This window comes from Aminobacter sp. 01T433 (assembly GCF_056398585.1).
The window spans coordinates 28,042-52,174 of the sequence record NZ_JBFTPR010000008.1 but is presented as its reverse complement, the minus strand read 5'-3'; the positions used below and the strand labels follow the sequence as shown (position 1 = coordinate 52,174).

Genomic DNA, 24,133 nt, shown 5'->3' with positions numbered 1-24,133 from the left:
ACAAGCACAGGAAAAATCCCCCTCGCACATAGCGTTGGAATAGAGCGACCTCTTGCAGCGTTGATTGCGTGTGTGGCCCGCGTTTTTTCGGCCAAGCCCAGGGAGCGATCATCATGAAAACGATATTCTCAGCACTTGCCGTCCTGCTTGTGAGCACTGCAGCCTTGTATGCGGCCGAACCCGCCAAGGTCATGGATAGCAAAGGGGGCAAGATCTACACCGATGCCAAGGGCATGACGCTCTACACCTTTGACAAGGATGCCAAGGACAAATCCAATTGCGACGCGGCCTGCATGAAAAACTGGCCGCCCTTCAAGGCCGCTTCCAGCGCCAAGGCCGAAGGCGAATGGACCCTCGTCAAGAGCGCTGACGGCTCGCATATGTGGGCTTATGAAGGCAAACCGCTCTACACATATGCCGGCGACAAGAAGGCTGGAGACATGGCTGGCGACGGCAAGGGGGGCATGTGGCACGCCGCCAAGGCTATGTAGCGACCGGCCTCGCTCAGCGGCGGTGATCCGCCGCCGCATTTCTCCGCAAGCTGTGTGGCATCCACAGCTTGCGATGGCCTCTTGTGTTCACGAAAATCTGCGCCTGGCAGCGCGGTAAAGCGCAAAGGCGACCAGCATCACGTTGAGGCTGACCATGACAGTGGGCAGACCCTGCGTCCCTAATATCTGCATTGCCACACCGGAACTCGGTGGCCCAACGATGCCGCCCACGCCCCACATCAGCGCGAAGGCGGCATTGCCGGCCACCAGCGCACTGCCGTTGAAGCGATTTCCCAGCTCGATGAGCCCCATGGTGTAGACGCCATAGCCCACAGCCCCAAGCACGACCAGCACCGGCCAGATAAATGGGGTTGCGATCAGCATTGGCAGCAACAGGGCGCACACCGCGGTAGTGGTCGCGCAGAACACGATCATGGCCCGACCGCCGAAACGCTCCGCCAAAAGACCGAGCGGTATCTGCAACAGGATATTCCCCAGGGAAAGTGCGGTGAGCATCGCCGCCAAGACCGCTTCCGGCAGGCCGTATCCGGCGCCAAAGACCGGCAGCAGCGAATAGGTGCTTTGCTGGTTGGCGGCAGAGACGAGAACAGCGAACAATAGCGCCGGCGCAAGGGCCGCAAAACCAACGACGCCACCGACAGCCTGGCCATCGTCCTCGAACCCGGCCAGACCGGCCGACAGCAAACGCAGCATGACCGCGCATGCGACGAAACCGGCGATCGCCACCACAAATGGCGTCCAGCCCGTTGTGCCGACAATGGTGAGCACCAGTGGCCCCGAGGCGTATCCCACCCCCATAAGCGTGTTGAACACGCCCATCACCCGCCCGCGACGCGACGGCGGCGCAAGCGACAGCGCCCACACCTCGCCCAGAATGTAGAGCGGGTTGATGCACACACCCGCGAGGAAGCGTATCAAGAACCAGGCCACCCAGTCCTGCAGATAGCCGATGGCGAAAAAACAGAGCGCGCCAGCGAGCGAACAGCCGACCGCCAGGGATCGGGCGCCCACCAACCTCACGGCAAGGGGTACGAAGGGCGCTGAAACGATAAGACCCAGCGGCATCATTGCGGCCGACAGTCCGATCATGGCCGGAGACATGCCCTGCTTCTGCATCAGCAGCGAAAACAGCGGATAGCTCAGGCCCTGCGCAGCGCCGAACATCGCCAATGCAGCGGTCACGCCGCCAAGCGCGGCCCATCGCAATGGCGGCTCGGCGGTAGAAACTGGAGATGTCATCGCAGCCACCAAAAACGAATCTGTCGAGGCAATCCTATCGACAGCCACCGCATCCGGGATGCCTCACCACGCCTGAGAGCGTCGGTCCAGGCCCACCGCCTTATGTCGCTTCCCTCGCGCTATTGGTCGCCGCCTCCGCAATGAGGGATTTTCGCCCGGTCCATTATGCCCACGACATTCGCCTTGCCGTGAGGATTCCCATGACCGTGGCCCTGCCCTCTGCCGAACCGGCTCCCGCCGCCGACCGCGCCCGCCGTGGGGGCCGTGCCGGCAAGCGCGCCGGCACTTCTTCGGCCTTCGAGCAGCCGCCATTCCGCCAGCTCAAGATACCTTTCGCGCCAACCAAGCTGATCTCCGACGACCAGCTCGAGTCTGTTCACCTGGCGTCGCTTCGCGTGTTGAAGGAAATCGGCGTCGATGTGCTGCACGACGAGGCGCGGCGCATCATGAAGGCACACGGCGCCGACGTGCGCGAGGGCTCGGAACGCGTGCGCTTCGATGCCGACATGATCCTCGAGCTGATCTCGCATGCGCCGGCGGAATTCACCCTGCATGCGCGAAACCCTGCGCACAATGTGCGTTTCGGCGGCAACAATCTGGTCATTTCGCAGATGGCGTCGGCGCCCAACTGCTCCGACCTCGACCGTGGCCGGCGGCCAGGCAACCAGGCCGACTACCGCAACTTCCTCAAGCTCGCCCAGATGCACAATATCCTGCAAACGACTGGCGGTTATCCGGTCGAGCCGGTCGACATTCATCCCTCGATCCGCCACCTCGAATGCATCCGCGACCTTGCCACCCTCACCGACAAGGTGTTTCACATCTATTCGCTCGGCAAGGAGCGCAATGTCGACGGCATCGAGATCACTCGCATCGCCCGAGGCATCTCCCGCGAGCAGATGCTGGAGGAGCCGTCGGTCTACACCATCATCAACACCAACTCGCCGCTGAAGCTCGACGTGCCGATGATGGAAGGCATCATCCAGATGTCGTCGATGGGCCAGGTGGTGATCGTCACGCCTTTCACATTGTCCGGGGCCATGGCGCCCGTCACCATTGCGGGTGCGCTGGTGCAGCAGAACGCCGAGGCGCTTGCTGGCCTCGCCTTCACCCAGATGGTGCGCAAGGGCGCTCCCGTCGGCTATGGCGGCTTCACCTCCAACGTCGACATGAAGTCCGGCGCCCCGGCCTTCGGCACGCCTGAATACATGAAGGCCCAGCTGATCGGCGGCCAGCTCGCCCGCCGCTACAACATCCCCTACCGCACATCGAATGTCTGCGCCGCCAACGCTGTCGACGCGCAGGCGGCATATGAAAGCGTGTTTTCGCTATGGGGTGCGATCCAGGGGGGCGCCAATTTCATCCTCCACGGCGCTGGTTGGCTCGAAGGCGGCCTGCGCTGCTCCTATGAAAAGATGATCCTCGACATCGACCTGCTGCAGATGGTGGCCGAGTTCCTGACCCCACTCGACCTGTCGGAGGATGCGCTGGCCATCGACGCCATCCGCGATGTCGGACCCGGCGGGCACTTCTTCGGCACCCAGCACACGCAGGACCGCTACAAGAACGCCTTCTATGCGCCTGTTATCTCAGACTGGCGCAATTTCGAGACCTGGGCCGAGGCGGGCAGTCCAACTGCGGTGGAAAAAGCAAACCGCGTCTGGAAAGAGCGCCTCGCCTCTTATGAGGAGCCCTGGATGGATCCTGCCCTTCGCGAGGAGCTCAACGCCTTTGTCGACAAGCGCAAGGCCGAAGGCGGCGCCCCAACCGATTTCTAGAGAAGGATTTCCATGCACAAACGAGAGATCAACTCGCCAGATGCCCCCATGCCCGCCGGTGGCTACGCCCAGGCGATCGAGGTGACCAACAATTCGCGCACGCTTTACATCAGCGGCCAGATTCCGGTCGCCAAGGACGGCTCGGTTCCTGACGATTTCGACAGCCAGTGCTGGCTAGCTTGGCGCAATGTCGAAGCGCAGCTGCACGCAGCCGGGATGAACCTCGACAATCTGGTCAAGGTGACGATCTTTCTTTCCAGCCGCGCTCATGCGCTCGACAACCGCCGCATCCGCGCCGAAGTGCTCGGCGACCGCAAGATCGCGATGTCGGTGATCATCGCTGGCATCTTCGACGAGGCTTGGCTTCTCGAAATCGAAGGCGTGGCAAGCGCCTGAACCCACAGATCACCTCACTTGACTCAATTTACGCGCAACTGGACATAACTTCATGAAATCCCATGTGAAAGCGGTTGTCATCGGCGGCGGCGTGGTTGGCTGCTCGGTGTTGTTCCACCTCACCCGCGCCGGCTGGACCGACGTCATGCTGATCGAGCGCTCGGAACTCACTTCCGGCTCGTCCTGGCATGCCGCCGGCGGTTTCCACACGCTGAACGGCGACCCCAACGTTGCCAAGCTGCAGGCCTACACCGTCCAGCTCTACAAGGAGATCGAGGAGCTTTCGGGCCAGTCCTGCTCGCTGCACCTCACCGGCGGCGTGATGCTCGCCGATAGCCCGGAGCGCATGGATTTCTTGCGCCTGGCGCACGCCAAGGGCCGCTATCTCGGCATGGACACCGAGCTGATCACCCCGTCCGAGGCCAAGAAGATGTTCCCGTTGATGGACGAAAAGCATTTCGTCGGCGCCATGTGGGACCCTGTCGAAGGCCATCTCGATCCATCCGGCACGACGCATGCCTATGCTAAGGCGGCGAAGAAGCTGGGTGCAGAGATCGTGCTGCGCAATCCGGTCAAGGAACTGACGCAGGACCCCGACGGCACTTGGAACGTCATCACCGAACAGGGGACCGTCAGAGCCGAGCATGTCGTCAACTGCGGTGGCCTGTGGGCGCGCGAGATCGGCCGCATGGTCGGCGTCGAGCTGCCGGTGCTGGCCATGGAGCATATGTACCTGCTGACCGAGCCGATGCCCGAGGTCGAAGCCTTCAACAAGGAAACTGGCCGCGAGATGATCGGCGTGCTCGATTTCAAGGGCGAGATCTACACGCGTCAGGAGCGCAACGGCATCCTGCTTGGCACGTATGAGAAGGCCTGCAAGCCGTGGTCGCCGGTCAACACGCCGTGGGATTTCGGCCACGAGCTGCTCGCGCCCGACCTCGACCGCATCGCCCCTTCGCTTGAAGTTGCCTTCCAGCACTTCCCTGGCATTGCGAATGCCGGCATCAAGCAGGTCATCAACGGGCCATTTACCTTCGCGCCTGACGGCAACCCGCTTGTCGGCCCGGTCCAGGGCCTGACCAATTTCTGGTGCGCCTGCGCGGTCATGGCCGGGTTTTCGCAAGGCGGCGGCGTCGGGCTTGCGCTGTCCAACTGGATGGTCAACGGCGATCCCGGCTTCGACGTCTGGGGCATGGATGTCGCGCGCTGGGGCGAGTGGGCGAGCCTGCGTTACACCAACGCCAAGGTGCGCGAGAATTATTCGCGCCGCTTTTCGATCCGCTTCCCCAACGAAGAGCTGCCGGCCGCGCGCCCGGCACAAACCACGCCGCTCTATGACACGATGGTGGCCAACAACGCCGTCATGGGCGACAGCTGGGGCCTGGAGACGCCGCTGTGGTTCGCGCCAAAGGGTACCGAGCCCAAGGACATCGTCTCGTTCCACCGCTCCAACGATTTCGAGCATATCGGCAATGAGGTCCGTGCCACCCGCGAACGCGTCGGTGTCACCGAGATCGCCAACTTCGCCAAATACGAGGTGACTGGTCCTGCATCGGAGGATTTCCTCAACCGGCTGATGACCAACCGCATGCCGAAGAAGGGCCGCATCGTGTTGACGCCGATGCTCAACGAATTCGGCAGGCTGATCGGCGATTTCACCATCGCCAAATCAGGCGACGACAAATTCATGATCTGGGGTTCGTCGGCGGCGCAGAAATACCACATGCGCTGGTTCGAAAAGCACCTGCCCAAGGATGGTTCGGTGCGCATTCACCGCTTCGACCAGACACTTGTCGGCCTCTCCATCGCTGGCCCCAAGTCGCAGGCACTGCTTGCCAAGCTGGTCGACGTAGACGTTTCCTCCAAGGCCTTCCGCTTCATGGATTTTCGCGAGATGGCGGTCGGCGGCGCGCCCTGCATGGTCAACCGCATCACCTATACCGGCGACCTCGGCTACGAGATCTGGATGGCGCCGGCTTACCAGCGCCTCGTCTACAAGGCGATCAAGGAGGCGGGCGAAGAGTTCGGCATCGTCGATTTCGGCATGCGGGCGCTTTTGTCCATGCGGCTTGAGAAAAACTTCCCGACCTGGTTCCGAGAGTTGCGGCCGATCTACGGACCGTTCGAAGGCGCGATGGATCGCTTCATCAAGCTTGAGAAAAACGACTTCATCGGCCGCGAGGCAGCCGCCAAGGAACATGCCGAAGGGCCGAAGCTGCGTCGCGTCTCGTTCTATGTCGATGCACATGATGCCGACGTCATGGGCGACGAGCCGATCTGGGCCAAGGTCGGCGCCAAGGATTATGGCACGATCGAAAAGCCGCATGGCTATGGCGCGCCGCGCTTCGACGAAAGCGGCAAGGAGGTTCGCGGCTCGACCGCAGCCGACGGCGCATCGGCGGTGCGTGGCATCGTTGATGGCGACTGGCGCGTTGTCGGCTGGGTCACCTCAGGCGGCTACGCCCACTACGTCGAGAAATCGATGGCCCAGGGATATGTGCCGGCCGCACTTGCCGAGAACGATGCAGACGGCCTGTTCGAGATCGAAATCCTCGGGCGCCGGCTTCCCGCCCGCATCAACATCGAACCGCCATTCGATCCCTCGGGCGAGAAGATGCGGGGGTAGATTCGCTGATGGACACCTCCTCGAAAGGCAATTTCGGGCGCCGCAAGATCATGCCTTTTGAGCCGGGTTCGGTCGAACAGTTGCGCGACGAAGCGCGCAACAAGGCTGCATCGCTCAACCAGCATGTGCTGGGCTATGGTGCCGTCGCCGAAGCCGAATGGGCGGCAGCCGGCATTCCGGCGCCCGACCTGCCGACCATGCGCCGCTATCGTCTCGATCGCATCCGCGCCGAACTCAGGCGGCGCGGCTATGCCGGCGCCCTGCTCTACGATCCCGTCAACATCCGCTACGCCACCGACTCCACCAACATGCAGCTGTGGGTCGCGCACAACCCGACTCGCCACTGCTTCGTTGCCACCGACGGGCCGGTGGTGCTGTTTGACTATTTCTCCTGCGAGCACCTGTCCGATCATTCTGGCGTCGTCGACGAGGTTCGTCCGGCGGTGTCATGGATGTATCTCTACAGCGGCGAACTGACCGATTTGAAAGTGCGCCGCTGGGCCGAAGGCATCGCCGACCTCGTCCGCGAGCATGGCGGCGGCAATCGCCGCATCGCCGTCGACCATCTCGATCACGAGGGAGTCGACGCACTCGCCAGACTCGGCATTTCCATCAGCAATGGCGAAGCGGTGATGGAGAACGCGCGGCTGATCAAGTCGGCGGACGAGATCATATGCATGCGCCGCGCCATCGTCGCCTGCGAAGCGGCGATGGGTGAAATGGAGGCAGCGCTCCGGCCCAGCATTTCGGAAAACGAACTATGGGCCGAACTGCACCGCGGCAACATTGCGCGCGGCGGCGAATGGATCGAAACACGGCTTTTGTCTTCGGGGCCACGCACCAATCCGTGGTTTCAAGAATGCTCCTCACGCGTCATTGCGTCAGGCGATCTCGTCGCCTTCGACACCGACCTCATCGGCCCCTACGGCTTCTGTGCGGACCTGTCGCGCACATGGCTGTGCGGCGACGGCCAGCCGTCGAGTGAGCAGCGTGATCTCTACTGTATCGCTGCCGATCAGATCGCCCACAACACCGCGCTGATGCAGCCGGGCATTAGCTTCAAGGAATTGGTCGAGCGCTCGGCCGTGCCGCCGCCTGACTGTTTTCCAGCACGCTACGGTGTGCTCTATCACGGCGTTGGCCTTGCCGACGAATACCCGACCCTGCCGCATGCCGCAGACTGGACCGCCGATACGCCTGACGGCGTGCTTGAGCCGGGCATGGTGCTATGCGTGGAGAGTTATATCGGCCGCCTTGGCGGGCACGAGGGCGTCAAGATCGAGGAGCAGATCCTCATCACCGAGACCGGCAACCAGCAGCTTTCGAGCTATCCGCTCGACAAACGGCTGCTTGGCAAATGAAAAACGCCGGAGCGAACCCCGGCGTTTCTCGAAGGATGCGACTTACGCCTTCTGCACCACGGTTTTGGGCGCCGCTTCAGGATCTTCCATCCGCGAAAAATAGTTCGCCACGAGCGCACCCGAAATATTGTGCCAGACGCTGAATACGGCGCTCGGCACAGCCGCCAGAGGCGAGAAATGCGCGTTGGCAAGGGCTGCGCCCAGGCCGCTGTTCTGCATGCCGACCTCGATGGCGATCGCCTTGCGCTTGGCGAGCGACAGCCCGGCCGCGCGCGCGGCGAAGTAGCCGAGAAGCAAGCCAAAACCGTTGTGCAACACGACCACGGCGAAGATCAGCAGGCCGGACTGGCTGATGGCGGCCTTGTTGACCGCCACGACCGCCGAGACGATCAACACGATGCCGGCGACGCTGACCAGCGGCAGCATCGGCACGGCCGCCTTGACCAGCGAAGGTGCGAACTTCTGCAGAATGAAGCCGGCCGCCAACGGCACCAGGATCACCTTGACGATCGACAGGAACATGCTCATCGCGTCGACCGGCAGGTATTGGCTGGCGAACATCCACACCAGGAACGGCGTGACAACGGGCGCAAGCAGCGTGGTCACGCTGGTGCAGGCAACGCTCAACGCGACGTCGCCCTTGCCGAGATAGGTCATGACGTTGCTGGCGGTACCGCCGGGGCAGCAGCCGACAAGAATGACGCCTGCGGCCACTTCCGGCGACATCGGGATGATTTTCGTAAGGAAGACAGCAAGCAACGGCATGATGATGAACTGGCCGAGCACGCCGATGGCGACGTCGAATGGACGGCGCGCGACTTCGGAGAAATCCTTGGCCGAAATGGTCAGTCCCATGCCAAACATGATGATGCCGAGCAGCACCACGATTCACGGCGCAAAGATGCTGAAGGTCGACGGCAGCACGAAGCCGAGGACGGCGAACACGATCACCCAGATGGCGAAACTGCGGCCGATGAAATTTGAAAATGCAGCAATTGTTTTCACGACAGGTCCTTGGGAGGATTCTTCTTGGGGAGGACTCTCTCGTCGACAGGCGCGACAGAAAGTTGCGCGCTTGTCCCGCCAAATTGACAGATTGGCAACCCAAAAGCGCTCGTTGCGAGCTTTTTGCGATAACGTTACGTCGTTTGAAGCGCCCGATCAGATTTGGTGTGGACAGGGTCTTTGGCAAGTGGCTTCCGCTGCACCTTGTACTGATAGTGAAAGCGACCCTGCAACGTCGCCACTTTCCTTCACCAGATCGGACCGCATATGACGCATACCCTTCGGATTGGCCTTTCAGTCCTCGCCCTTGCCGCGGGCTTCACCTCGAACATGCCAGTTGCGTCAGCACAGCCGCTGGCGCCCAAAGTGCTGGTCATAACGATGTTTGGAGGCGAGGCAAAACCGTGGATCGAGGGCCGCAAGATCGAGACCAAACTAAGAATTCCGGGCTTTGCCAAGGAGTATCCTGAACTCGCCTGCGACGCAGCCGGCCTGTGCGTCATGACGACTGCGATGGGCTATGCCAATGCGGCAAGCTCGGTTTCGGCGCTCATCTACGCCGGTCTTGTCGACCTCAAGCAGAGCTACATTGTGATCGCCGGCATTGCCGGCGTTGATCCGACAGATGGCACGCTGGGTTCGGCGCATTGGGCGCGTTATGCCGTCGATGCTGGCCTCCGCCACGAAATCGATCCGCGCCAGATTCCCGCCGATTGGCCAGATGGAGTGGTTGGGCTCGGAGCCAAGCGCCCTGGCGAAAAGCCAAGCTGGGGATCGGCAACCGAGGTTTACCAACTCAACGAGCAGCTTCTGCAAAAGGCATTTGCCCTGACCAGCAGCGTCGAGCTTGCCGACAGCCCCGAAGCAAAAGCCTACCGCGTGGCCTACGTGACTGCACCCGCAAATGCTGCCCCAAGTGTAAGCATCTGTGACACGCTGTCCACCGACACCTACTGGCATGGCTCCATGACCGCCAAAAGCATGGGCGACTGGGTGTCCCTACTGACCGAAGGCAAGGGAAACTACTGCACGACCCAGATGGAGGATAATGCCTCGCTAACCGCGTTGCGCCGCGGGGCTGATGCCGGCTTGCTCGACTTCGACCGCATCGCCTTGCTGCGCACAGCGTCGAACTTCGACCGCGAGCCAACAGGGGTCAGCGCCATCGATTCGCTAAGCGCAAAATCAGGCGGTTTCGGGCCAGCCGCCACCAACGCTTATCGGGTCGGCTCGGCCTTCGCCGATGCAGTCATCGACAATTGGACGGCATGGGAAAAGGGCGTTCCGGCCAACTAAGCCGCGTCCGGAAAAGCGGGCGGCCCAGGCCGCCTGCTTCGCTCAGAGTCTAGCCATAGCAGCGTTCAACGACGCCATCGAAGCCGCCGGCGAGCCTAGGGCCGTGATATAGGGCAAACCCTTGCGCTTGCCGGTCCAGCCAACCACCATCACATCCCTTGTAGCCGGCTCGAAGCGCTGCGCCAGCGCCCAGCTTTGGCAGTCGATTGTCGCGACGTCAGCCCGGCCTTCGGCGATGGCGACGATAGAAGCGCGGTGGCCTCCGCTTTCGATGCGTTCGGAAAACAGCCGCAGTCCTTCGCCCATGGCGGCAAGATCGCGTGAAATGCCAATGAAGCCCGACATCGAATCGTGGCTGTTGAAGGCAAAGCGCTTGCCGCGGATCAGGTCGAGCGGGATGAGTGGCGCATCACCCTCCGGCGCGTGCGCATGGTCGGCGGTGATTGCTCCGCGCCGGATCACAATGGCGCTCGAATAAAACTCGCCGCGTCCGCCTTCGATGCCGTCATAATTTGGTTGCCCCAGCACTCGCACATGCGCGGCAAGGCCGGTCGTTTCCATAGGGCCCCAGCAAGTCTGCCCCAACAGCAGTTTGGGATGCCGCCACAATGTCGGCAGATCGAGCTCGTCCGGTGGCAGCGTCGCTGGATCGGGTGCGATCTCCGCGCCTGACGCGTCACGAATGCCGCCCGGTATCGCCGGCAAATCGCCATTGCGTCGGGCCAGGTTTTCCGGCGCTTCGATACCAGCCCGGCGGATCGTCGTTCGCAGCTTTACCCATTGCGCATCGACCTCGTCGCGCATTTCAGGCCAGTCATACATCGGCAACGCGGCAATTAGTACGTTGCTGTTTTCACTACACATTTTTTTCAACGATAAACTTTTAGCGGCTTCTGTGTTGTGATTTGCGTTGCGATCCGTTGCTATTCCCGCCCGTCTTTACTCATTTCATTTTTGCGGGTACGACATATTCGTACTTGGTGGGGAGGATGTCGTACCATGGGAACAATCGTAGCACGCAAACGCAAGGGCGGGACGACCGGATATACCGCACAAATCCTTCTAAAGAAATCTGGAGAGATCATCCACCGCGAAGCCAAGACCTTCGATCGGCGAGCAGCCGCGTCGGCGTGGATTGCAAAGCGAGAGACGCAACTTCGCGAGCAAGGCCCCGACAAGCCGCAGTCGTCCATCACGGTTGCCCAGGCGATCGACATGTACACCAAGGAGAGCCGCAAAGAGATCGGTCGCACGAACGCGCAAGTCCTCAACTCGATCAAAAAATACGACTTTGCGAAGCTGCCCTGCTCGTCGGTTACATCGCAGGAGATCGTTAAGTTCGCCCAGGAGCTTGCGGCCGACAAGTCGCCGTCAACGGTCGGGAATTACATTTCGCACTTCGGCGCCGTTGTCTCGGTCGCCGGCCCCGCATGGGACATCCCGCTCGACCCCGAGGCGATACGGGCGGCGCGCATCGTGTTGACGCGGCTCGGGATCATTGGCCGGTCAACTCGCAGGGACCGGCGCCCGACGATGGACGAGCTTGATAAGCTGATGACCCTGTTTGCCGGCAGGAAGGCGGACGCGCTGCCGATGGCCAAGATCGTCGCGTTCGCGCTTTTCTCCACCCGCCGCCAGGAGGAAATCACGAGGATCACATGGGCCGATCTGGACGAGAAGCATTCGCGCGTTCTCGTCCGCGACATGAAAGACCCTTCGGAGAAATCCGGTAACGACGTGTGGTGCGATCTGCCAGAGCCGGCGCTGAAGATCATTCAGTCGATGCCGCGAACCGCCGAGCAGATTTTTCCGTACCTCGCCGCCACGATCGGCACGACGTTCAGGGACGCAAGGGAGCTTCTTAGTCTTGGCGATCTAAGGTTTCACGACCTCCGCCACGAAGGCGTGTCGCGCCTGTTTGAGATGGGCTTAAACATTCCGCACGTCGCCGCCGTCAGCGGGCATCGGTCATGGCAGAACCTGAAGCGGTACACCCATATCCGCCAGAGCGGCGACAAGTACGAGGGCTGGAAATGGCTCGACGCCGTCACTACCCCGGCATTATCAGAGGCGCGTCGGGATCGTCCTCGCGGCAGACCACGGAAGTAACGTCACGCCAGCGTGATAACCTCATGGAAGAGCTTTACCGTTTCGGTAGTCTTCACAATCTCGTAGCCGACAAAGGGTTCAAGGAAGCGTCCTTTGTAACCCTTCGGTTGACCGCGCATCAGCAGAGCCTTCACCTTCGCAAGATCGCTCCACCTGTCGGTGCCATTGTTGGACGAGTAGAATTCGCCGTAGCTCCCGGCCTTCGCCGGGAACCTGATGCGATAATAGGAGCGCTTGATTTCATCCATCACGCCACCTCGCCCGCCACGCGAGCGTAGGCATCAGCGCGTTCCTTGTTCTGGCGCGCCTTCACCAGCACGCCGACAGCGACCGCCACAGCCACCACCACGACGACGAGAGCAACCCAGCCCAGGCTATTCGTGGCCAAGTCAGCGCCACCGACGACGGCGCCACCGCCAGCCGACGCGCCGCCAGCCTTGTTCTGATCCTTGGCCTTCGCCTCAGCTTTCGCGGCCTCATCCTTCAGGATGGCAGGAACATCGACCTTCCAAGGTACGGCACGGTTCGACAGCCACATCGCAACCGCCCGCGCCTCGACATCGGCGATGCGCCGCGACCAGCCCTTGCCGAACACCTTGAACGTCGACAGACCCTGCACGAAGCTCAGGCGCTTGGCGCAAAGCCTCTGTATGGCGGGCTTGCCGCCGACGACGATCAGCGCCTTGAGCGTTTCAGCCCCGACCTTGCCGTCCTGCTTCACGCCAGCAACAGCCTGGAGGTGCTTCACAGCCCGCCCCGACCCCGAGTTAACGCCGTAGTCGAGCGTGGCAAGGTCGACACCATACGGGAGGTCTTCGCCCCGGATCGGCGTCCAGTAGCCGTCGCGGTAGATCGGCGTCACGCTTTCGAGCGTCAGGTTTTTGATGTCCAAATTAGGATAGGTGTTCGCCGCAACGCCGTATTTGGTACCCTTCAGGGTTCCAACGCCGACCTTGCCACCCGTCCAGTTTCCAGGGTCACGACGGTCATTCGTATACCCGCCTTCATGCGAGAGAGTGATCGGCAGACACGCCGGGAGATTGCCTTTTGCCATGTTTAGCCCCTGTTAAATTTATGTTGCGATTTATGCCACACTCATGCGACTATCGCAACACGCCGAAGGGGGTACTCCGAAGTCCGAGAGGCCAGGACTAATCCGCGCTGATCACCCTTGAGGAAAGGCACCGCTCCCCGGAGGCTTGTGGCTGTGGCGGTGAAATCAGGCAAGGCCGGAACCCTCGACCTCACCAGTCGAGGGTTTCTTTTTCCTGATCGAACAATGTCGGCCTTGTGAACTTCACTCGATCCTCGCCAGCGGTGCGGTCGCGCTCCATCTCCCAGCCGAGGTTCTTCATCACGCGGCCGATGCGCGCGGCGTGGCGGTCATTTGCATCCTTCAGGGGGATGCCCAGGTCTTTCAGGATTTCGCTCTGATAGACGGCCGACCGCGTCTTTGCGAGATCGGCAATCGCATCGGTCCATACGTCGACGTCTGTGCGGCGCATCTGCTCCGCCACAACGTCGGCGGCTTCATCCGGCTGTATCCAGTGAGGCGTATTCTTGCGGAACTCGATGACGGCTTCAGCCCATAGCTGATCTCGGTCACGGCATACCGCGTCGAAATCGATTTTGCCGACAACCACCGGCCAGAAGCGGCGCGCGCCGGTCGGGTCTTTGAGGTAGTTCGAGCCCTCTGGGTTGATCGTGCCGGCCAGAACAACGCGGCGCGGAACCTCAATCACCGATCGGCCATATGGCGGGCGGTATCTGTCCACCTGCCGGGTGAGGAACTTCTTCACCGCGTTCGTTTCCGAGGCGTTGAAGCGGTGCATTTCCGCGACCTCGATCCCCCACACGCCGGCCATTTCCATCATGGCATCCTTGGAGCCGATGTCGGAAAGCTCGTCGGTGAAGAACGACTTCCCGAACAGGTCGCGCAACACGGTCGACTTCATCGCGCCTTGCGGTCCTTCAAGGATCGGCATCGTGTCGACCTTGCAGCCCGGCTCCAGGCCGCGAGCTACCGCCGAGATCAGAAAGCGCATGCCGACAGCGGCGTTATAGTTCGTGTCGACGCACCCGAGATGTGTCACAAGCCAGCGCCTTATCCTGGGTTTGCCGTCCCACACCAAGCCGTCAAGGTACTCGCGCAGCCGATCGAACTGGTATTTCTCAGCGACGGCGGAAACAACAGGCTGGATCGTCGTCGACTTCGGCGTGAAGTGCATCCCCTCCAGCCACATCGCCGCGTTGGCGTAGTCGGTATCTCGGAGCGTGCGCGGCTCCCAGTGCGCGCCAGCGTCTTCCCACGGCGGGCAGCGCATCAGCATGATGTTCATTTTGAATGCGTCGAAGCCGAACACGCCCCGCATCTTCGGATGGTTCTCAAGGAACAGCATCCAGTTTTTCGCGACACCCGGCTTGGGTTGCCCGTCTTCCTTGAACACGAGGTCGACTTGCCACGCGTCGTCAGCCTTGACCGTCACACGCGTCTGTATGTTGGTGACGGTCGCCGACTGAGGTTGCTCCTGCTGCGTCGTCTTGGCCTGCACGACGGTACGGCTGGGCGCGGTAGGCGCGGCCATCGGCGCCGGTTCCGGCGCGGGCGTCGGCTCAGGCTCTGGCTCGGGCGACCAGATACGAACGCGCTCCTTCATGAACTCGTCGATCTGCTGCTTGCTCCAGCCATCGCGAACGGCGTCCGCCACATCGAAGCCCTTCGGGAGATCACCCGACACGTCGAGCACCTTCACCGAGCAGCCGAGGCCCACCAGCAGCGCCGCGATCTCGCCGGCAGTCTTCACCCCAGGCCCGTCAGCATCGGGCCAGATGATCACGGAGCGGCCCGCCAGCGGCGACCAGTCAGTATGCCTGATGCCGAACGTGCCGCCCGCCCATGAGACGGCTTGTCTATAGGAGCCGGCCACCATGGCGTCGGCGCACTTCTCGCCCTCAACGATGACGATCTGCCCGTCGCGAAGCGAAGGATTGCCGCCCCCTATGTAGAGCGGGCGAGGCTTGGGAAACGGGAACCGCGACCAACACTCGTCGCCAGTCGGCATGCGGACCCAGCAGACCATTGGCGTTTCTTTGCGCCCATCGTCGAACTCCCGGCGCAGCACATAGCCCAGCGACGAGCCATCGGCGTTGAAATACGGGAACACCATGGAGGGCGTGAAGCTGCCCCACTCCCATTCATGGCCGGCGCGCTTCGGGTTGTAGACCTTGATGCGCTTACCGACTTCGATCTCTCGCGGAGCCGGAAGCGGCAGAATGCGCGCGTAGATGTCGACGACTTCAATGCGCTTCGGCACGATGTTCGGGCCGGCAGAGCCGCCGCCGAGGATTTTGATTGCCTCTCTGGCGCTGACATTCTTGATCTTCTGGACGAAGTCGACGACATCGCCGGCAGCGCCGCAGCCGAAGCAATGGAACCGCTCGTTGTGATCGTTGCCAGTAAAGATCGTGAACGACGGCGTATCGTCGGCATGGAACGGGCAGCAGCCTTCCCACTCTTTGCCATTCGCCTGGAGCGCCACGCCATAGCCGGCAGCGGTGTCCGATAAGGACACTTCCCGGCGAAGACGATCGATTTCTGACATTATGATTTCCCAAATCAGTGTTGCGTTAACCACAACACACCGCAACAGTCATTGCAAGAAAAAACCGGCCCCGAAGGGCCGGCTAATAGTGCGATCTGGGAGGATCAATGCCCCGCACTGTGGACAACTGTAGTGATTTTGTCAACACATTGGGCATCGAAAAGACCGCCACGCAAGATAGCGTCTAAATCCTCGTCGACCTTGGCAATCCCAGCCTTGCCGCCTGCCCTGTGGACAGCGGAAACGAAGTTCTTTTGATCCTCAAAAGCTCCGCCGCGCGCCGATTTTGTCTCGACCGCCGCGTAGACTGCGACGGTCTTGCCGACCATGTCAGGCGTGATGACGACTGGCGTCCAGCCAATAAGGTCGGACATACCCTTCACGCCAGACCTGAAAGGTCGCGGGTTGCGAATGGTGATCGAGCCGTCACGATTTTTCGTGACATCGCCCACCCAGGCTAGGCCGATGTTCATGCGGAACAGCCTCGCCCCGAGATCGGTCGCGCGCTTCATGCAGCGCCGCATGAAATCAGCTTCTGACATCGCGCTCGCCAAGCTGAGGACGAACGGCGCGGAGTTCGCAAGAGAATTCCCAAAGCTTTGTATGCTCGTGAGATTTCACCTTGGCATTCCCTTCAACGGCGCGCGCAAGGCACTCATCCATATCGTATGGCAGAGGCCCCCACGTCCCGCCTATGCCATTCGCGACGTATAGGATCATGAACAGTTTCATCGCCGAACCTCCCCGTTAGAACGGAATTTCGTCGTCGATCTGATCCTGCGAGCGACCGCCAGCATCGCTGCCGGCGCCCTCGCCAGGATCAGACGCGCGACCGCCGCCGCCGTCGCCCTGTCCGCGACTGTCGAGCATCTGCAATTCACCACGGAAGTTCTGCAGAACGATTTCGGTCGTGTAGCGCTCGACGCCGTCCTTCTCCCACTTGCGGGTTTGCAACTGGCCTTCGATGAAAACCTTCGCGCCTTTCTTCAGGTACTGCTCGGCGATCTTCGTAAGCCCCTCATTGAAAATCACCACCTGATGCCACTCGGTCTTTTCCTTGCGCTCGCCCGAGTTCTTGTCGCGCCAGCTTTCCGATGTCGCAATGCGCAGATTGACGACAGGGTTGCCGTTATTGAGGCGGCGGACTTCAGGGTCGGCGCCGAGATTGCCGACTAGAATTACCTTGTTCACAGAGCCCGCCATCTATCGCGCCCCCGCCAAACGGAGCAGGTCATTGCCCGCGCCGATCACCAATTTCCAAAACAGTTTCATTGAGCGTTCTCCTTAAGCAAAAGCCGGAACCCCCGGCGATAGCCGACGTTTTCAATCTGAACGCCGGAACCATTGAGGCGACTGCGCAGCCGGTGAAGGCCGAACTTGAACGCCTGATACATTTTAGTGTGGGACGGCCCCCCGTCAGGATCGTCGGCATACATGGCGTCAAAGATGCGTTCGGTTTGGACCGGTCTGCCCTTGCCCCGCCAGATCGCGGCAAGAATGCGCGCCTCGAATTCGCTAATGCCGAAGTTTTCGACCACGATTTCCACGGCAGGCGAGCGAACAGGCTGCTTGCAGCAGGGGCATGGAATTGCGAGTTTGCTCAGGTCAACCGTTTCGGCGGGCGTGGGCGCGGGTGCGGAGACGCCGACGCTATCCAAGACGCCATCGCTATACGTGGCCATCGCGTTGCTAACGTAGTCCCGCCTGATGCCTGTTTTAAGCTCGCCAGCGGGATCACCCCGCCAGCCGTGTGAGTGCTTGAGCCCCATTATCCTGCCCGCCTTTCGTCTCGCTTCTGAAGTCGCGCACTGATCACGTGCGCCGCCCATTTCTCGGGAGATTTTGACTGCCGCGCCGTCGAGGACTTCAGGAGGTAGTCCACCTCCCTCTGGAGAGACGGGTCTTTCAGATCGGCGCCGCGAATGAGTTTGTCGGCCAGATCGCGGGCCATCTTGTCGTGCTCGATTTTCTTCGCGCGCCGCACCGCCTCGATATCGATTTCCTCAAGCTCGCCGTCGATCTCCTCGACCTTGCGCGGGCTGGCGGACACCTCGTAGACGTGGCCGCAGTCGGGGCATTTCGGGCCGGGCGCATGGGAGGCGTAACACTTCGGGCATGTCCGGCAGGCTTCCTCGCCGCCCTTCTTCGCCTTAGCCACACCATCCAGCGACCATTCGCGGTCATCATCCGGTAGGCCATTGCGGGCGAAACCGCCGACGAGGTCGAGCAGGATGGCCGGCTCAGGCTTACGTCGTAGGCCGCGACCATGCTTCTGGAGATGCCGCGCCAGAGATTGCGTCGGGTAGAGATCGAGGACACATTCGATCGGCACGTCGCGCCCTACCTGGGCGGACATATCGAAACCCTCGCTGAACAGGTTGCAGTTCACGAGACCGCTGATCTGGCGATCGGCCAGCGCGAGGAATGCCTTGTCGCGATCCACCTGGGGCGTGTTGCCGTCGAGCGCGATGAACAGTTCGCCACTGGCACGGAACTCGGCGGCGAGTTCTTCGGCCCGCTTCACTGACGGGGCAAAGGCGATCGTTCGTTTACCCGGCGCAAACTTCCGCCAGTGCCGCACCGCGCCTGACATCACGGCTTTGCCGGCAATGAGGTCATCAAGCTCCGAGCCGATGTAATCGCCGTTGCGCGTATGCAGCCCCGACAGATCGATGCCCTTCGGCGAGAACGCACGGTATTTGGAGAGGAAGCCGTTCTCGATAAGCCAGCGGGGCGACGGCCCCATGACCATATCATCCCACACGTCACCCAGCGGCTTGCCGTCCAGACGGATAGGCGACCCTGACAGGCCGATGATCTTGGTGCCGGTCGACTTATAGTAAGCCACGACAGCGGCCCAACCTGGGGACGCAGACAGGTGCGCCTCGTCGATGAACAGATAGTCGGCAGGATACTTTCCGAGGCGGTTCTTCAGCGTATCGATCGAGGCGATCTGCACCTTGCGGTAGATGTTGTGGTGGTAGCCGGCCGCGATATACGAGTACGGGATATCGAAGCCGTCGAGCGTGACCGCCGTCTGCTTCAGCAGCGCAATGCGGTGCACGGCGAAAATCACGCGCTTGCCAGCATCGGCGATCAGCTTGATCAGCGCCGAGGCCAGAACGGTCTTGCCGAACCCTGTCGGCGCATAAGCCAGCACCGAACCATGCGAACGCAGCGCAACGCGGAGCTTGGTCCGAACGGCCTCCTGGTCATCACGCAGGACGATCACTTGCCCGTCACCATGCGCTTGATCTGGGTTTCGAATGGCGCCATGCGCTCCAGGCGCATCGCCAGCAGGTCGAAGGCTTCGGCGTCGTCGGGCGACAGGACGATCAGCGTTTCCGTCGATGTCGCCCCATCCCGCAGCCTCGTCCGTGTAACGAGAGAGCGGAGGAAATCGGCCTGATCCTTAATGGTGAGCGCGCGCGCCGCCATGGTCAGGCGCTCGGCGTCAGGTCGTTCGGGGTGATCTCGACCCCATGTTCCACGCCGACCGCCAAGATCAGTTCCTGGTCGCGGCCGCTGATCAAACCCTTGTCGTCCTTCAGAGCGCGGCTAATCTTGGAGCGGTGGCGACGGAGCATCCGCGCAAGGCAGGCCGAATTGACGCCAAACTTCGCGTGGACCTTTTGCCATGGCGTTTTACGGGGTTCGTTCACTCGCCGTTATCCTTAATCGATGTGGTTAACGCAACATACGTTGCGCTTATCGCATCGTCAATAAGAATGTTGCGTTAACTACACCAAACGGTTGATGCGAGATTTGTTGCAACTTCCGCAACAATCGTGGCATTAACAGCACGGGGTTTTTAATTCGGGCGGCATTTGTTGCCGCAGCGTCAGGAGTTAATGATTATGCAGGCACCCATCGATCAGGGTTGGTTCTTCCAGCAGCTGGAGAATAAAAACCAATCCCTGCGAGGGTTGGCGCGGCATATGGAACTAGACCCTTCCGCAGTCTCCCGCATGCTGGCAGGCAAACGGAGAATGAGAATGGAAGAGGCAACTTTGATCGCGCGTTTTCTCGGAGCGCCGGTCAGCGAGGTCTTAAGCCACGCAGGCGTGGCTCTAGACACCGAGGGAATACCCACACGCATTCTACTGGCCGCCACCATAGGAGGCGACGGCATAATCGAAAGACTGACGCAACCACTACCGCTACCCCAAGGCGTTATCGACCGAGCCAAGGCGGCGATACACGTCGGCAGTAACTCATCTGTAATAGCGGCGCAGGTTCGCGCGTCGAGCGGGCCACTCGCTCCGTGGGATGATGCGGTCGTGCTGTTCGGATACACAGAAAGCGTGGAGCCCGCAGCGATCGGGGCGCTTTCGGTTTGCCGCCTCCTAGATGGGGCGCAGATCATCGCCAGAATTGAGCGCGCCAGAAAAACAGGCGAGGCGCGCATTGTGACATTCAAGGACGAGACGCGCGAGGTCGTATTGCAGACGGCCACGCCTGTTCTGGCCGTCATTCCATAGCCTGACCTATTGCCTAGGGTATTTATTCCCGAGCCTTTTAGGCGCCGATTTTACGGCGCGATCTACCGGCCTCCGTGCCGGTTTTTTATTCTCTGCAATGCGAATTAAGCATCATCAAAAAACAGTGTTGACATTTGAGCATCGTAGCGTCAGTGTTGTGTTTATCGCAACGAATACGGAGGCAGCAACAACACAAGCAGCCCCAACCCTTTCGATACGGGCGGTGTTCTTAACCACCGCCCACTTCGCAAATCTGGAGAGATCAACATGAACGAAGTACCTGGAGACTTGGCGGCTATCGGCCCCGGCATCTACGCCGACATCGAGAACGACGCCTATCATTCCGGCCCCGGCATTTCCAAGTCGGGCCTTTGGACGATTTACAAGCAGACGCCGAGGCACTTCAAATTCCCGGCGCCCAGAGAGGAAAGCACCCAGGCAACCGCCGCCAAGGACAAAGGCACGGCGTTCCATTGGGCGATCCTTGAGCCGAACACGTTCGAGGCACGCGCCATGCGCGGCCCTGAGGACCGGCGCGGCAACAACTGGAAAGACGCCGTTGCCGAGGCGAAGAACACCAAGCGCCTGTTGCTCACGCAAGGCGACTACGACGACGCGCTAGTGATCCGCGACACCGTCCACGCCGACGCATGGGTCAATGCGTTGATCGTCAGTTCGCATTCGCAGGTTGAAACGTCAGCATATTGGACCGACCCGGAAACCGGCGCCCTTTGCCGCTCGCGCCCCGACCTCTATCGAGCCGATCATGGGATCATGGTCGACGTGAAGAAGTCCCGCAGCGCGCACCCCGAAGCCTTTGCGCGCAGTGTGATCGAATACGGGTATCACGCGCAGGAGCCTTGGTACACAGACGGCCACGTTGCCAACGGCCAGCCCGTCAATGGCTTCGTGTTCCTTGTGTGGGAAGACAAGCATCCGTTCGTCACCGCGCGCTACGAACTCCCGCCATCGATCGTCGACGAGGGCCGCGTGATCTGCCGCAAAGCGCTCGCCAGATATGCCGAATGCCAGAAGCGCAACGAGTGGCCCGGTTATTCCGGCGAGATCACCGAGCTTCAATTCAAGCGCTGGAGCTACCAGGAGATCGACGCGCCGGTCGATGAGGCCGCGTGATGGGCGTGATCATCAGCAAGATTGAGGAAATCAATCACATTCATTGGGCGGAACTCCGCAAGGGCCGCGTCACCAAGGCGACCCGCGTACTGGCAGTTGATGACACGACTGTCCTCATCGAACTGGCAAACGGCGAGTACACCGTCGCCGGCAGAAGGCACGCGCCAAACGGCAAATGGGCTGTGCTGGAATACGGCCTTTGCCGGTTCACTGGCGGCGTCCTCGACGGGCTCGTTCGGCTTGGCATCCTTACTACCGAGCAGGTGTCCGACCACAAGAAGTCGGTCAAAACGAGCGCCGAGGAACGTGAGCGCAAGTATGTGGCCAGAAACCTAGAGGAGGCCTGCAAGGCGCTCGGGATACCGACGCCGCAGGTCCCGCCTGCCGCGTGACAGTCGGCGAACTAACAGCCCGGTTCTGGTCGGCGGCGAAATTTACACGCCGCTGCCCAGATCGACCGCAGGAAACAGCGCAACGCGTCTTGAGGCACATCGCCAGATACGCAACCGGCACCCTCCGCAAGCGCGCCATCGAACTCATTAAGGAAGACGACGATGTCTCAGGCACTAGCTACACAGGATAACAGAGCAGTTCAGGATAAGCCCCTCACGGTGCGCCAGCAGATCGACCAGCTGAAGCCGGAATTCGCTAAGACGCTCCCCAAGCACATCGAGCCCGATGCGTTTGTCCGAACCGTACAGACCGCGATCCAGTTGAACCCCGACCTCATGAACTGCAATCCTCGATCGCTGTTCGCGGCCTGCATGAAGGCTGCTGCTGACGGGCTGATCATCGACGGTCGCGAGGCCGCGCTTGTGATCCGCAACGTCAAGGTCAGCAAGAAGGACGAAAAGGACAGGTGGGAGAAGCAAGCGGTTTACCAGCCGATGGTTCAGGGGTTGATGAAACTCGCCCGCAACTCTGGCGAGATCGCGTCGATCGTCAGTCACGTCGTTTATGAGCATGACACGTTTTCATATGTGCTTGGTGACGAGGAGCGGATCGAGCACGCGCCGGCCTCCTTCGACAAGGATCAGGGCCAGCCGATCGCAGTCTATGCCATCGTGAAGTTGAAAGATGGCACGGCAATCCGCGAAGTCATGCGCAAGGCAGCAGTCTTGAACATCGCCGCGCAAGGCCAGAACGCCTATCAATACAAGCCTGAGAGCGGCAAGAACTTCGCCGAATGGTGGCGCAAGACGGCTATCCGCAGGATCACGAAATACATCCCCAGATCGTCCGACGCTATCGGCCGGTTCGCTTCAGCCGCCGAGCAGATCGACGATGATTTCGACTTCGACGGTGAGGCCGAGCCAGCGAACAACGTCACCGCCTTGCCGGCCACCAAGAAGCGCGGCGCCGCAGCGGCGATGCTCAAGGACATCACGCCTGAGAAGCGCGAGCAGCAGCAGGAGCCGGCAGACGACGAACCGCCGCATGACCGCGTAACCGGGGAGATCGTCGAATACGACGGCCCCGACCAGCAGCCAGGGGACGACATATGAGCGCGGCTAAGAACGGCGGGCCGGCGTTCCCAATCCAGAACGCGCAGTACACGGAAGCCTACGGCGGCGCTCCCGGTATGACGCTCCGCGACTGGTTCGCCGGCAACGTCGCGGCCAACCAGATGCAACTCAATGGGCACAACGTCAACGAACACCAGCGGCGGCGACCGCCAAGTGGGCGTACATGGTTGCCGACGCCATGATCGTAGCGAGAGAGGGGTAACGATGACGAGTATCCGAATGCTAGCCGACGATCACGATATCGGCCTCACCGCGTCCGAGCTTGTGGAGGCGAAGCCGAGCGGAGGCCGGGCCATATACTTGAGCGGTCCGATGAAAGGATACCCGCGCAGCAACTACCCTCTATTCAACTCCGTTGCCGCGCGCCTTAGGAGTGCCGGCCATCGCGTCTACAACCCGGCCGAGTTCGGCGTCGACCAGCCTCGCGCCGTTTTCCCTATCCGAGAGGCTTTCGCCGCCTACAGCAAATTCATTTGCGAGGAAGCCGACGCGATCGTCCTGCTGCCTGGGTGGGAGGCGTCGAAAGGTGCAGCAGCCGAGCGCGCCTTGGCGGACAATTGCGGAATTGAAATCATCCTGTTCGACCAACTCTCCATCACCGTCTAACCACCAGCCAGCGAAAAGGAAACAGCATGGCCACCAACCAGACCGGAATTGCAATTGTCATCAAGGCGTTCCTGCCGATCGGCAAGGACCTCGACCAGCAGCTTGCGGCGTTGACCGTCGTTAAGACGGCGCACGAAACAGGCGATTATGCCGCCCTACTCGCAGCCGCAAAGATCGACGAGGTGAAGACCGAGCAGAAGACGCGCCGCGTTGATGATGCGCCAGTAACCGACCTCGTGAGCGTGATCGCAAACGCCACGATAGAAACCGTCGCGGCGAACAACCCGCTCCTTTCACCGCAGCCAGAGCCCGGACCTGCACCCGACGACGAAATCCCTGCCCCGAACGACGACGCCGAAGATATCCCGGCATTCCTCAAGACCAAGAAACCCGCCAAGGCAGCTTAGTAGCGTTGCGATTTTCACATTCAGACGGCGGCATTCGTGCCGCCGTTTCTATTTC

At 61.1% G+C, this 24,133-nt stretch carries 25 protein-coding genes and 1 pseudogene; 14 read left to right on the top strand and 12 right to left on the bottom strand.

Annotation, left to right across the window (positions count from 1 at the left end):
* Positions 1-113 precede the first annotated feature (113 nt).
* Entirely contained in the window at positions 114-491 is a 378-nt protein-coding gene (locus AC1DLV_RS15890; RefSeq protein ID WP_476800973.1) for a COG4315 family predicted lipoprotein, read from the top strand.
* Positions 492-578: 87 nt separating this feature from the next.
* Here the strand turns inward: AC1DLV_RS15890 and AC1DLV_RS15885 are convergent, their stop codons facing one another.
* On the bottom strand, positions 579-1,751 hold the full coding sequence (locus AC1DLV_RS15885; protein WP_476800974.1) for an MFS transporter: 1,173 nt from the start codon (positions 1,749-1,751) through the stop codon (positions 579-581).
* Between the two features lie 200 nt (positions 1,752-1,951).
* Between AC1DLV_RS15885 and AC1DLV_RS15880 the strand changes: the two genes are divergently transcribed.
* Genes AC1DLV_RS15880 through AC1DLV_RS15865 form a run of 4 tightly spaced genes read left to right on the top strand, consistent with a single transcriptional unit; the run spans position 1,952 to position 7,912 of the window.
* Complete coding sequence (locus tag AC1DLV_RS15880) at positions 1,952-3,529, top strand: trimethylamine methyltransferase family protein (protein WP_476800975.1); 1,578 nt, start codon at positions 1,952-1,954, stop codon at positions 3,527-3,529.
* A 12-nt stretch (positions 3,530-3,541) separates the two neighbouring features.
* A complete protein-coding gene (locus AC1DLV_RS15875) occupies positions 3,542-3,925 on the top strand; it encodes a RidA family protein (RefSeq protein ID WP_476800976.1) in 384 nt (127 codons plus the stop codon).
* A gap of 52 nt (positions 3,926-3,977) precedes the next feature.
* Entirely contained in the window at positions 3,978-6,551 is a 2,574-nt protein-coding gene (locus tag AC1DLV_RS15870; RefSeq protein ID WP_476800977.1) for a GcvT family protein, read from the top strand.
* A gap of 8 nt (positions 6,552-6,559) precedes the next feature.
* Positions 6,560-7,912, top strand: coding sequence for a M24 family metallopeptidase (locus AC1DLV_RS15865; protein ID WP_476800978.1), 1,353 nt, complete (start codon positions 6,560-6,562; stop codon positions 7,910-7,912).
* A gap of 42 nt (positions 7,913-7,954) precedes the next feature.
* Here AC1DLV_RS15865 and AC1DLV_RS15860 read toward each other — a convergent pair.
* Positions 7,955-8,917 (bottom strand): annotated as a pseudogene (locus AC1DLV_RS15860) (bile acid:sodium symporter family protein).
* Positions 8,918-9,184: 267 nt separating this feature from the next.
* On the opposite strand from AC1DLV_RS15860, the gene AC1DLV_RS15855 reads away from it, so the two are divergent.
* Entirely contained in the window at positions 9,185-10,213 is a 1,029-nt protein-coding gene (locus AC1DLV_RS15855; RefSeq protein WP_476800979.1) for a purine-nucleoside phosphorylase, read from the top strand.
* Between the two features lie 42 nt (positions 10,214-10,255).
* On the opposite strand, the gene AC1DLV_RS15850 is transcribed toward AC1DLV_RS15855, so the two are convergent.
* Positions 10,256-11,035 carry a phosphate/phosphite/phosphonate ABC transporter substrate-binding protein gene (locus tag AC1DLV_RS15850; protein WP_476800980.1) on the bottom strand — a complete coding sequence of 260 codons (780 nt, stop codon included), beginning with the start codon at positions 11,033-11,035 and terminating at the stop codon, positions 10,256-10,258.
* A 177-nt stretch (positions 11,036-11,212) separates the two neighbouring features.
* Here AC1DLV_RS15850 and AC1DLV_RS15845 point away from each other — a divergent pair, with 177 nt between their 5' ends.
* Positions 11,213-12,322 carry a tyrosine-type recombinase/integrase gene (locus AC1DLV_RS15845; RefSeq protein ID WP_476800981.1) on the top strand — a complete coding sequence of 370 codons (1,110 nt, stop codon included), beginning with the start codon at positions 11,213-11,215 and terminating at the stop codon, positions 12,320-12,322.
* Positions 12,323-12,324: 2 nt separating this feature from the next.
* On the opposite strand, the gene AC1DLV_RS15840 is transcribed toward AC1DLV_RS15845, so the two are convergent.
* The 9 genes from AC1DLV_RS15840 to AC1DLV_RS15800 all read right to left on the bottom strand — a co-directional run bounded on the left by AC1DLV_RS15840 (position 12,325) and on the right by AC1DLV_RS15800 (position 19,586).
* Positions 12,325-12,570 carry a hypothetical protein gene (locus AC1DLV_RS15840; RefSeq protein ID WP_476800982.1) on the bottom strand — a complete coding sequence of 82 codons (246 nt, stop codon included), beginning with the start codon at positions 12,568-12,570 and terminating at the stop codon, positions 12,325-12,327.
* On the bottom strand, positions 12,570-13,376 hold the full coding sequence (locus tag AC1DLV_RS15835) for a glycoside hydrolase family 108 protein (protein WP_476800983.1): 807 nt from the start codon (positions 13,374-13,376) through the stop codon (positions 12,570-12,572). Before AC1DLV_RS15835 ends, AC1DLV_RS15840 begins: the two co-directional genes overlap by 1 nt.
* 190 nt (positions 13,377-13,566) lie before the next feature.
* Positions 13,567-15,924, bottom strand: coding sequence for a virulence-associated E family protein (locus AC1DLV_RS15830; protein ID WP_476801042.1), 2,358 nt, complete (start codon positions 15,922-15,924; stop codon positions 13,567-13,569).
* 104 nt (positions 15,925-16,028) lie between these two features.
* Positions 16,029-16,466 carry a VRR-NUC domain-containing protein gene (locus tag AC1DLV_RS15825; RefSeq protein WP_476800984.1) on the bottom strand — a complete coding sequence of 146 codons (438 nt, stop codon included), beginning with the start codon at positions 16,464-16,466 and terminating at the stop codon, positions 16,029-16,031.
* A 205-nt stretch (positions 16,467-16,671) separates the two neighbouring features.
* Complete coding sequence (gene ssb, locus AC1DLV_RS15820) at positions 16,672-17,127, bottom strand: single-stranded DNA-binding protein (RefSeq protein WP_476800985.1); 456 nt, start codon at positions 17,125-17,127, stop codon at positions 16,672-16,674.
* A gap of 65 nt (positions 17,128-17,192) precedes the next feature.
* Positions 17,193-17,693: a hypothetical protein gene (locus AC1DLV_RS15815; RefSeq protein ID WP_476800986.1), complete on the bottom strand. Its 501-nt coding sequence runs from the start codon at positions 17,691-17,693 to the stop codon at positions 17,193-17,195.
* Positions 17,693-19,156 carry a DEAD/DEAH box helicase gene (locus AC1DLV_RS15810; protein WP_476800987.1) on the bottom strand — a complete coding sequence of 488 codons (1,464 nt, stop codon included), beginning with the start codon at positions 19,154-19,156 and terminating at the stop codon, positions 17,693-17,695. Before AC1DLV_RS15810 ends, AC1DLV_RS15815 begins: the two co-directional genes overlap by 1 nt.
* A complete protein-coding gene (locus tag AC1DLV_RS15805; protein ID WP_476800988.1) occupies positions 19,153-19,362 on the bottom strand; it encodes a hypothetical protein in 210 nt (69 codons plus the stop codon). The genes AC1DLV_RS15810 and AC1DLV_RS15805 overlap by 4 nt, the downstream gene beginning before the upstream one ends.
* A gap of 2 nt (positions 19,363-19,364) precedes the next feature.
* Entirely contained in the window at positions 19,365-19,586 is a 222-nt protein-coding gene (locus tag AC1DLV_RS15800; RefSeq protein WP_476800989.1) for a hypothetical protein, read from the bottom strand.
* A 195-nt stretch (positions 19,587-19,781) separates the two neighbouring features.
* Between AC1DLV_RS15800 and AC1DLV_RS15795 the strand changes: the two genes are divergently transcribed.
* From AC1DLV_RS15795 to AC1DLV_RS15765, 7 genes are all read left to right on the top strand, one after another.
* Positions 19,782-20,405, top strand: a complete 624-nt coding sequence (locus AC1DLV_RS15795; protein WP_476800990.1) for a helix-turn-helix domain-containing protein — start codon at positions 19,782-19,784, stop codon at positions 20,403-20,405.
* Between the two features lie 267 nt (positions 20,406-20,672).
* A complete protein-coding gene (locus AC1DLV_RS15790; protein WP_476800991.1) occupies positions 20,673-21,539 on the top strand; it encodes a PD-(D/E)XK nuclease-like domain-containing protein in 867 nt (288 codons plus the stop codon).
* Positions 21,539-21,931 (top strand): hypothetical protein, encoded by a 393-nt coding sequence (locus tag AC1DLV_RS15785; RefSeq protein ID WP_476800992.1) that lies wholly within the window; start codon positions 21,539-21,541, stop codon positions 21,929-21,931. The genes AC1DLV_RS15790 and AC1DLV_RS15785 overlap by 1 nt, the downstream gene beginning before the upstream one ends.
* A 162-nt stretch (positions 21,932-22,093) precedes the next feature.
* Entirely contained in the window at positions 22,094-23,044 is a 951-nt protein-coding gene (locus AC1DLV_RS15780; RefSeq protein WP_476800993.1) for a recombinase RecT, read from the top strand.
* Positions 23,041-23,247: a hypothetical protein gene (locus AC1DLV_RS15775; RefSeq protein WP_476800994.1), complete on the top strand. Its 207-nt coding sequence runs from the start codon at positions 23,041-23,043 to the stop codon at positions 23,245-23,247. Before AC1DLV_RS15780 ends, AC1DLV_RS15775 begins: the two co-directional genes overlap by 4 nt.
* Complete coding sequence (locus tag AC1DLV_RS15770; protein ID WP_476836184.1) at positions 23,177-23,671, top strand: DUF4406 domain-containing protein; 495 nt, start codon at positions 23,177-23,179, stop codon at positions 23,669-23,671. Before AC1DLV_RS15775 ends, AC1DLV_RS15770 begins: the two co-directional genes overlap by 71 nt.
* Before the next feature lie 26 nt (positions 23,672-23,697).
* A complete protein-coding gene (locus AC1DLV_RS15765; RefSeq protein WP_476800995.1) occupies positions 23,698-24,078 on the top strand; it encodes a hypothetical protein in 381 nt (126 codons plus the stop codon).
* Positions 24,079-24,133 lie beyond the last annotated feature (55 nt).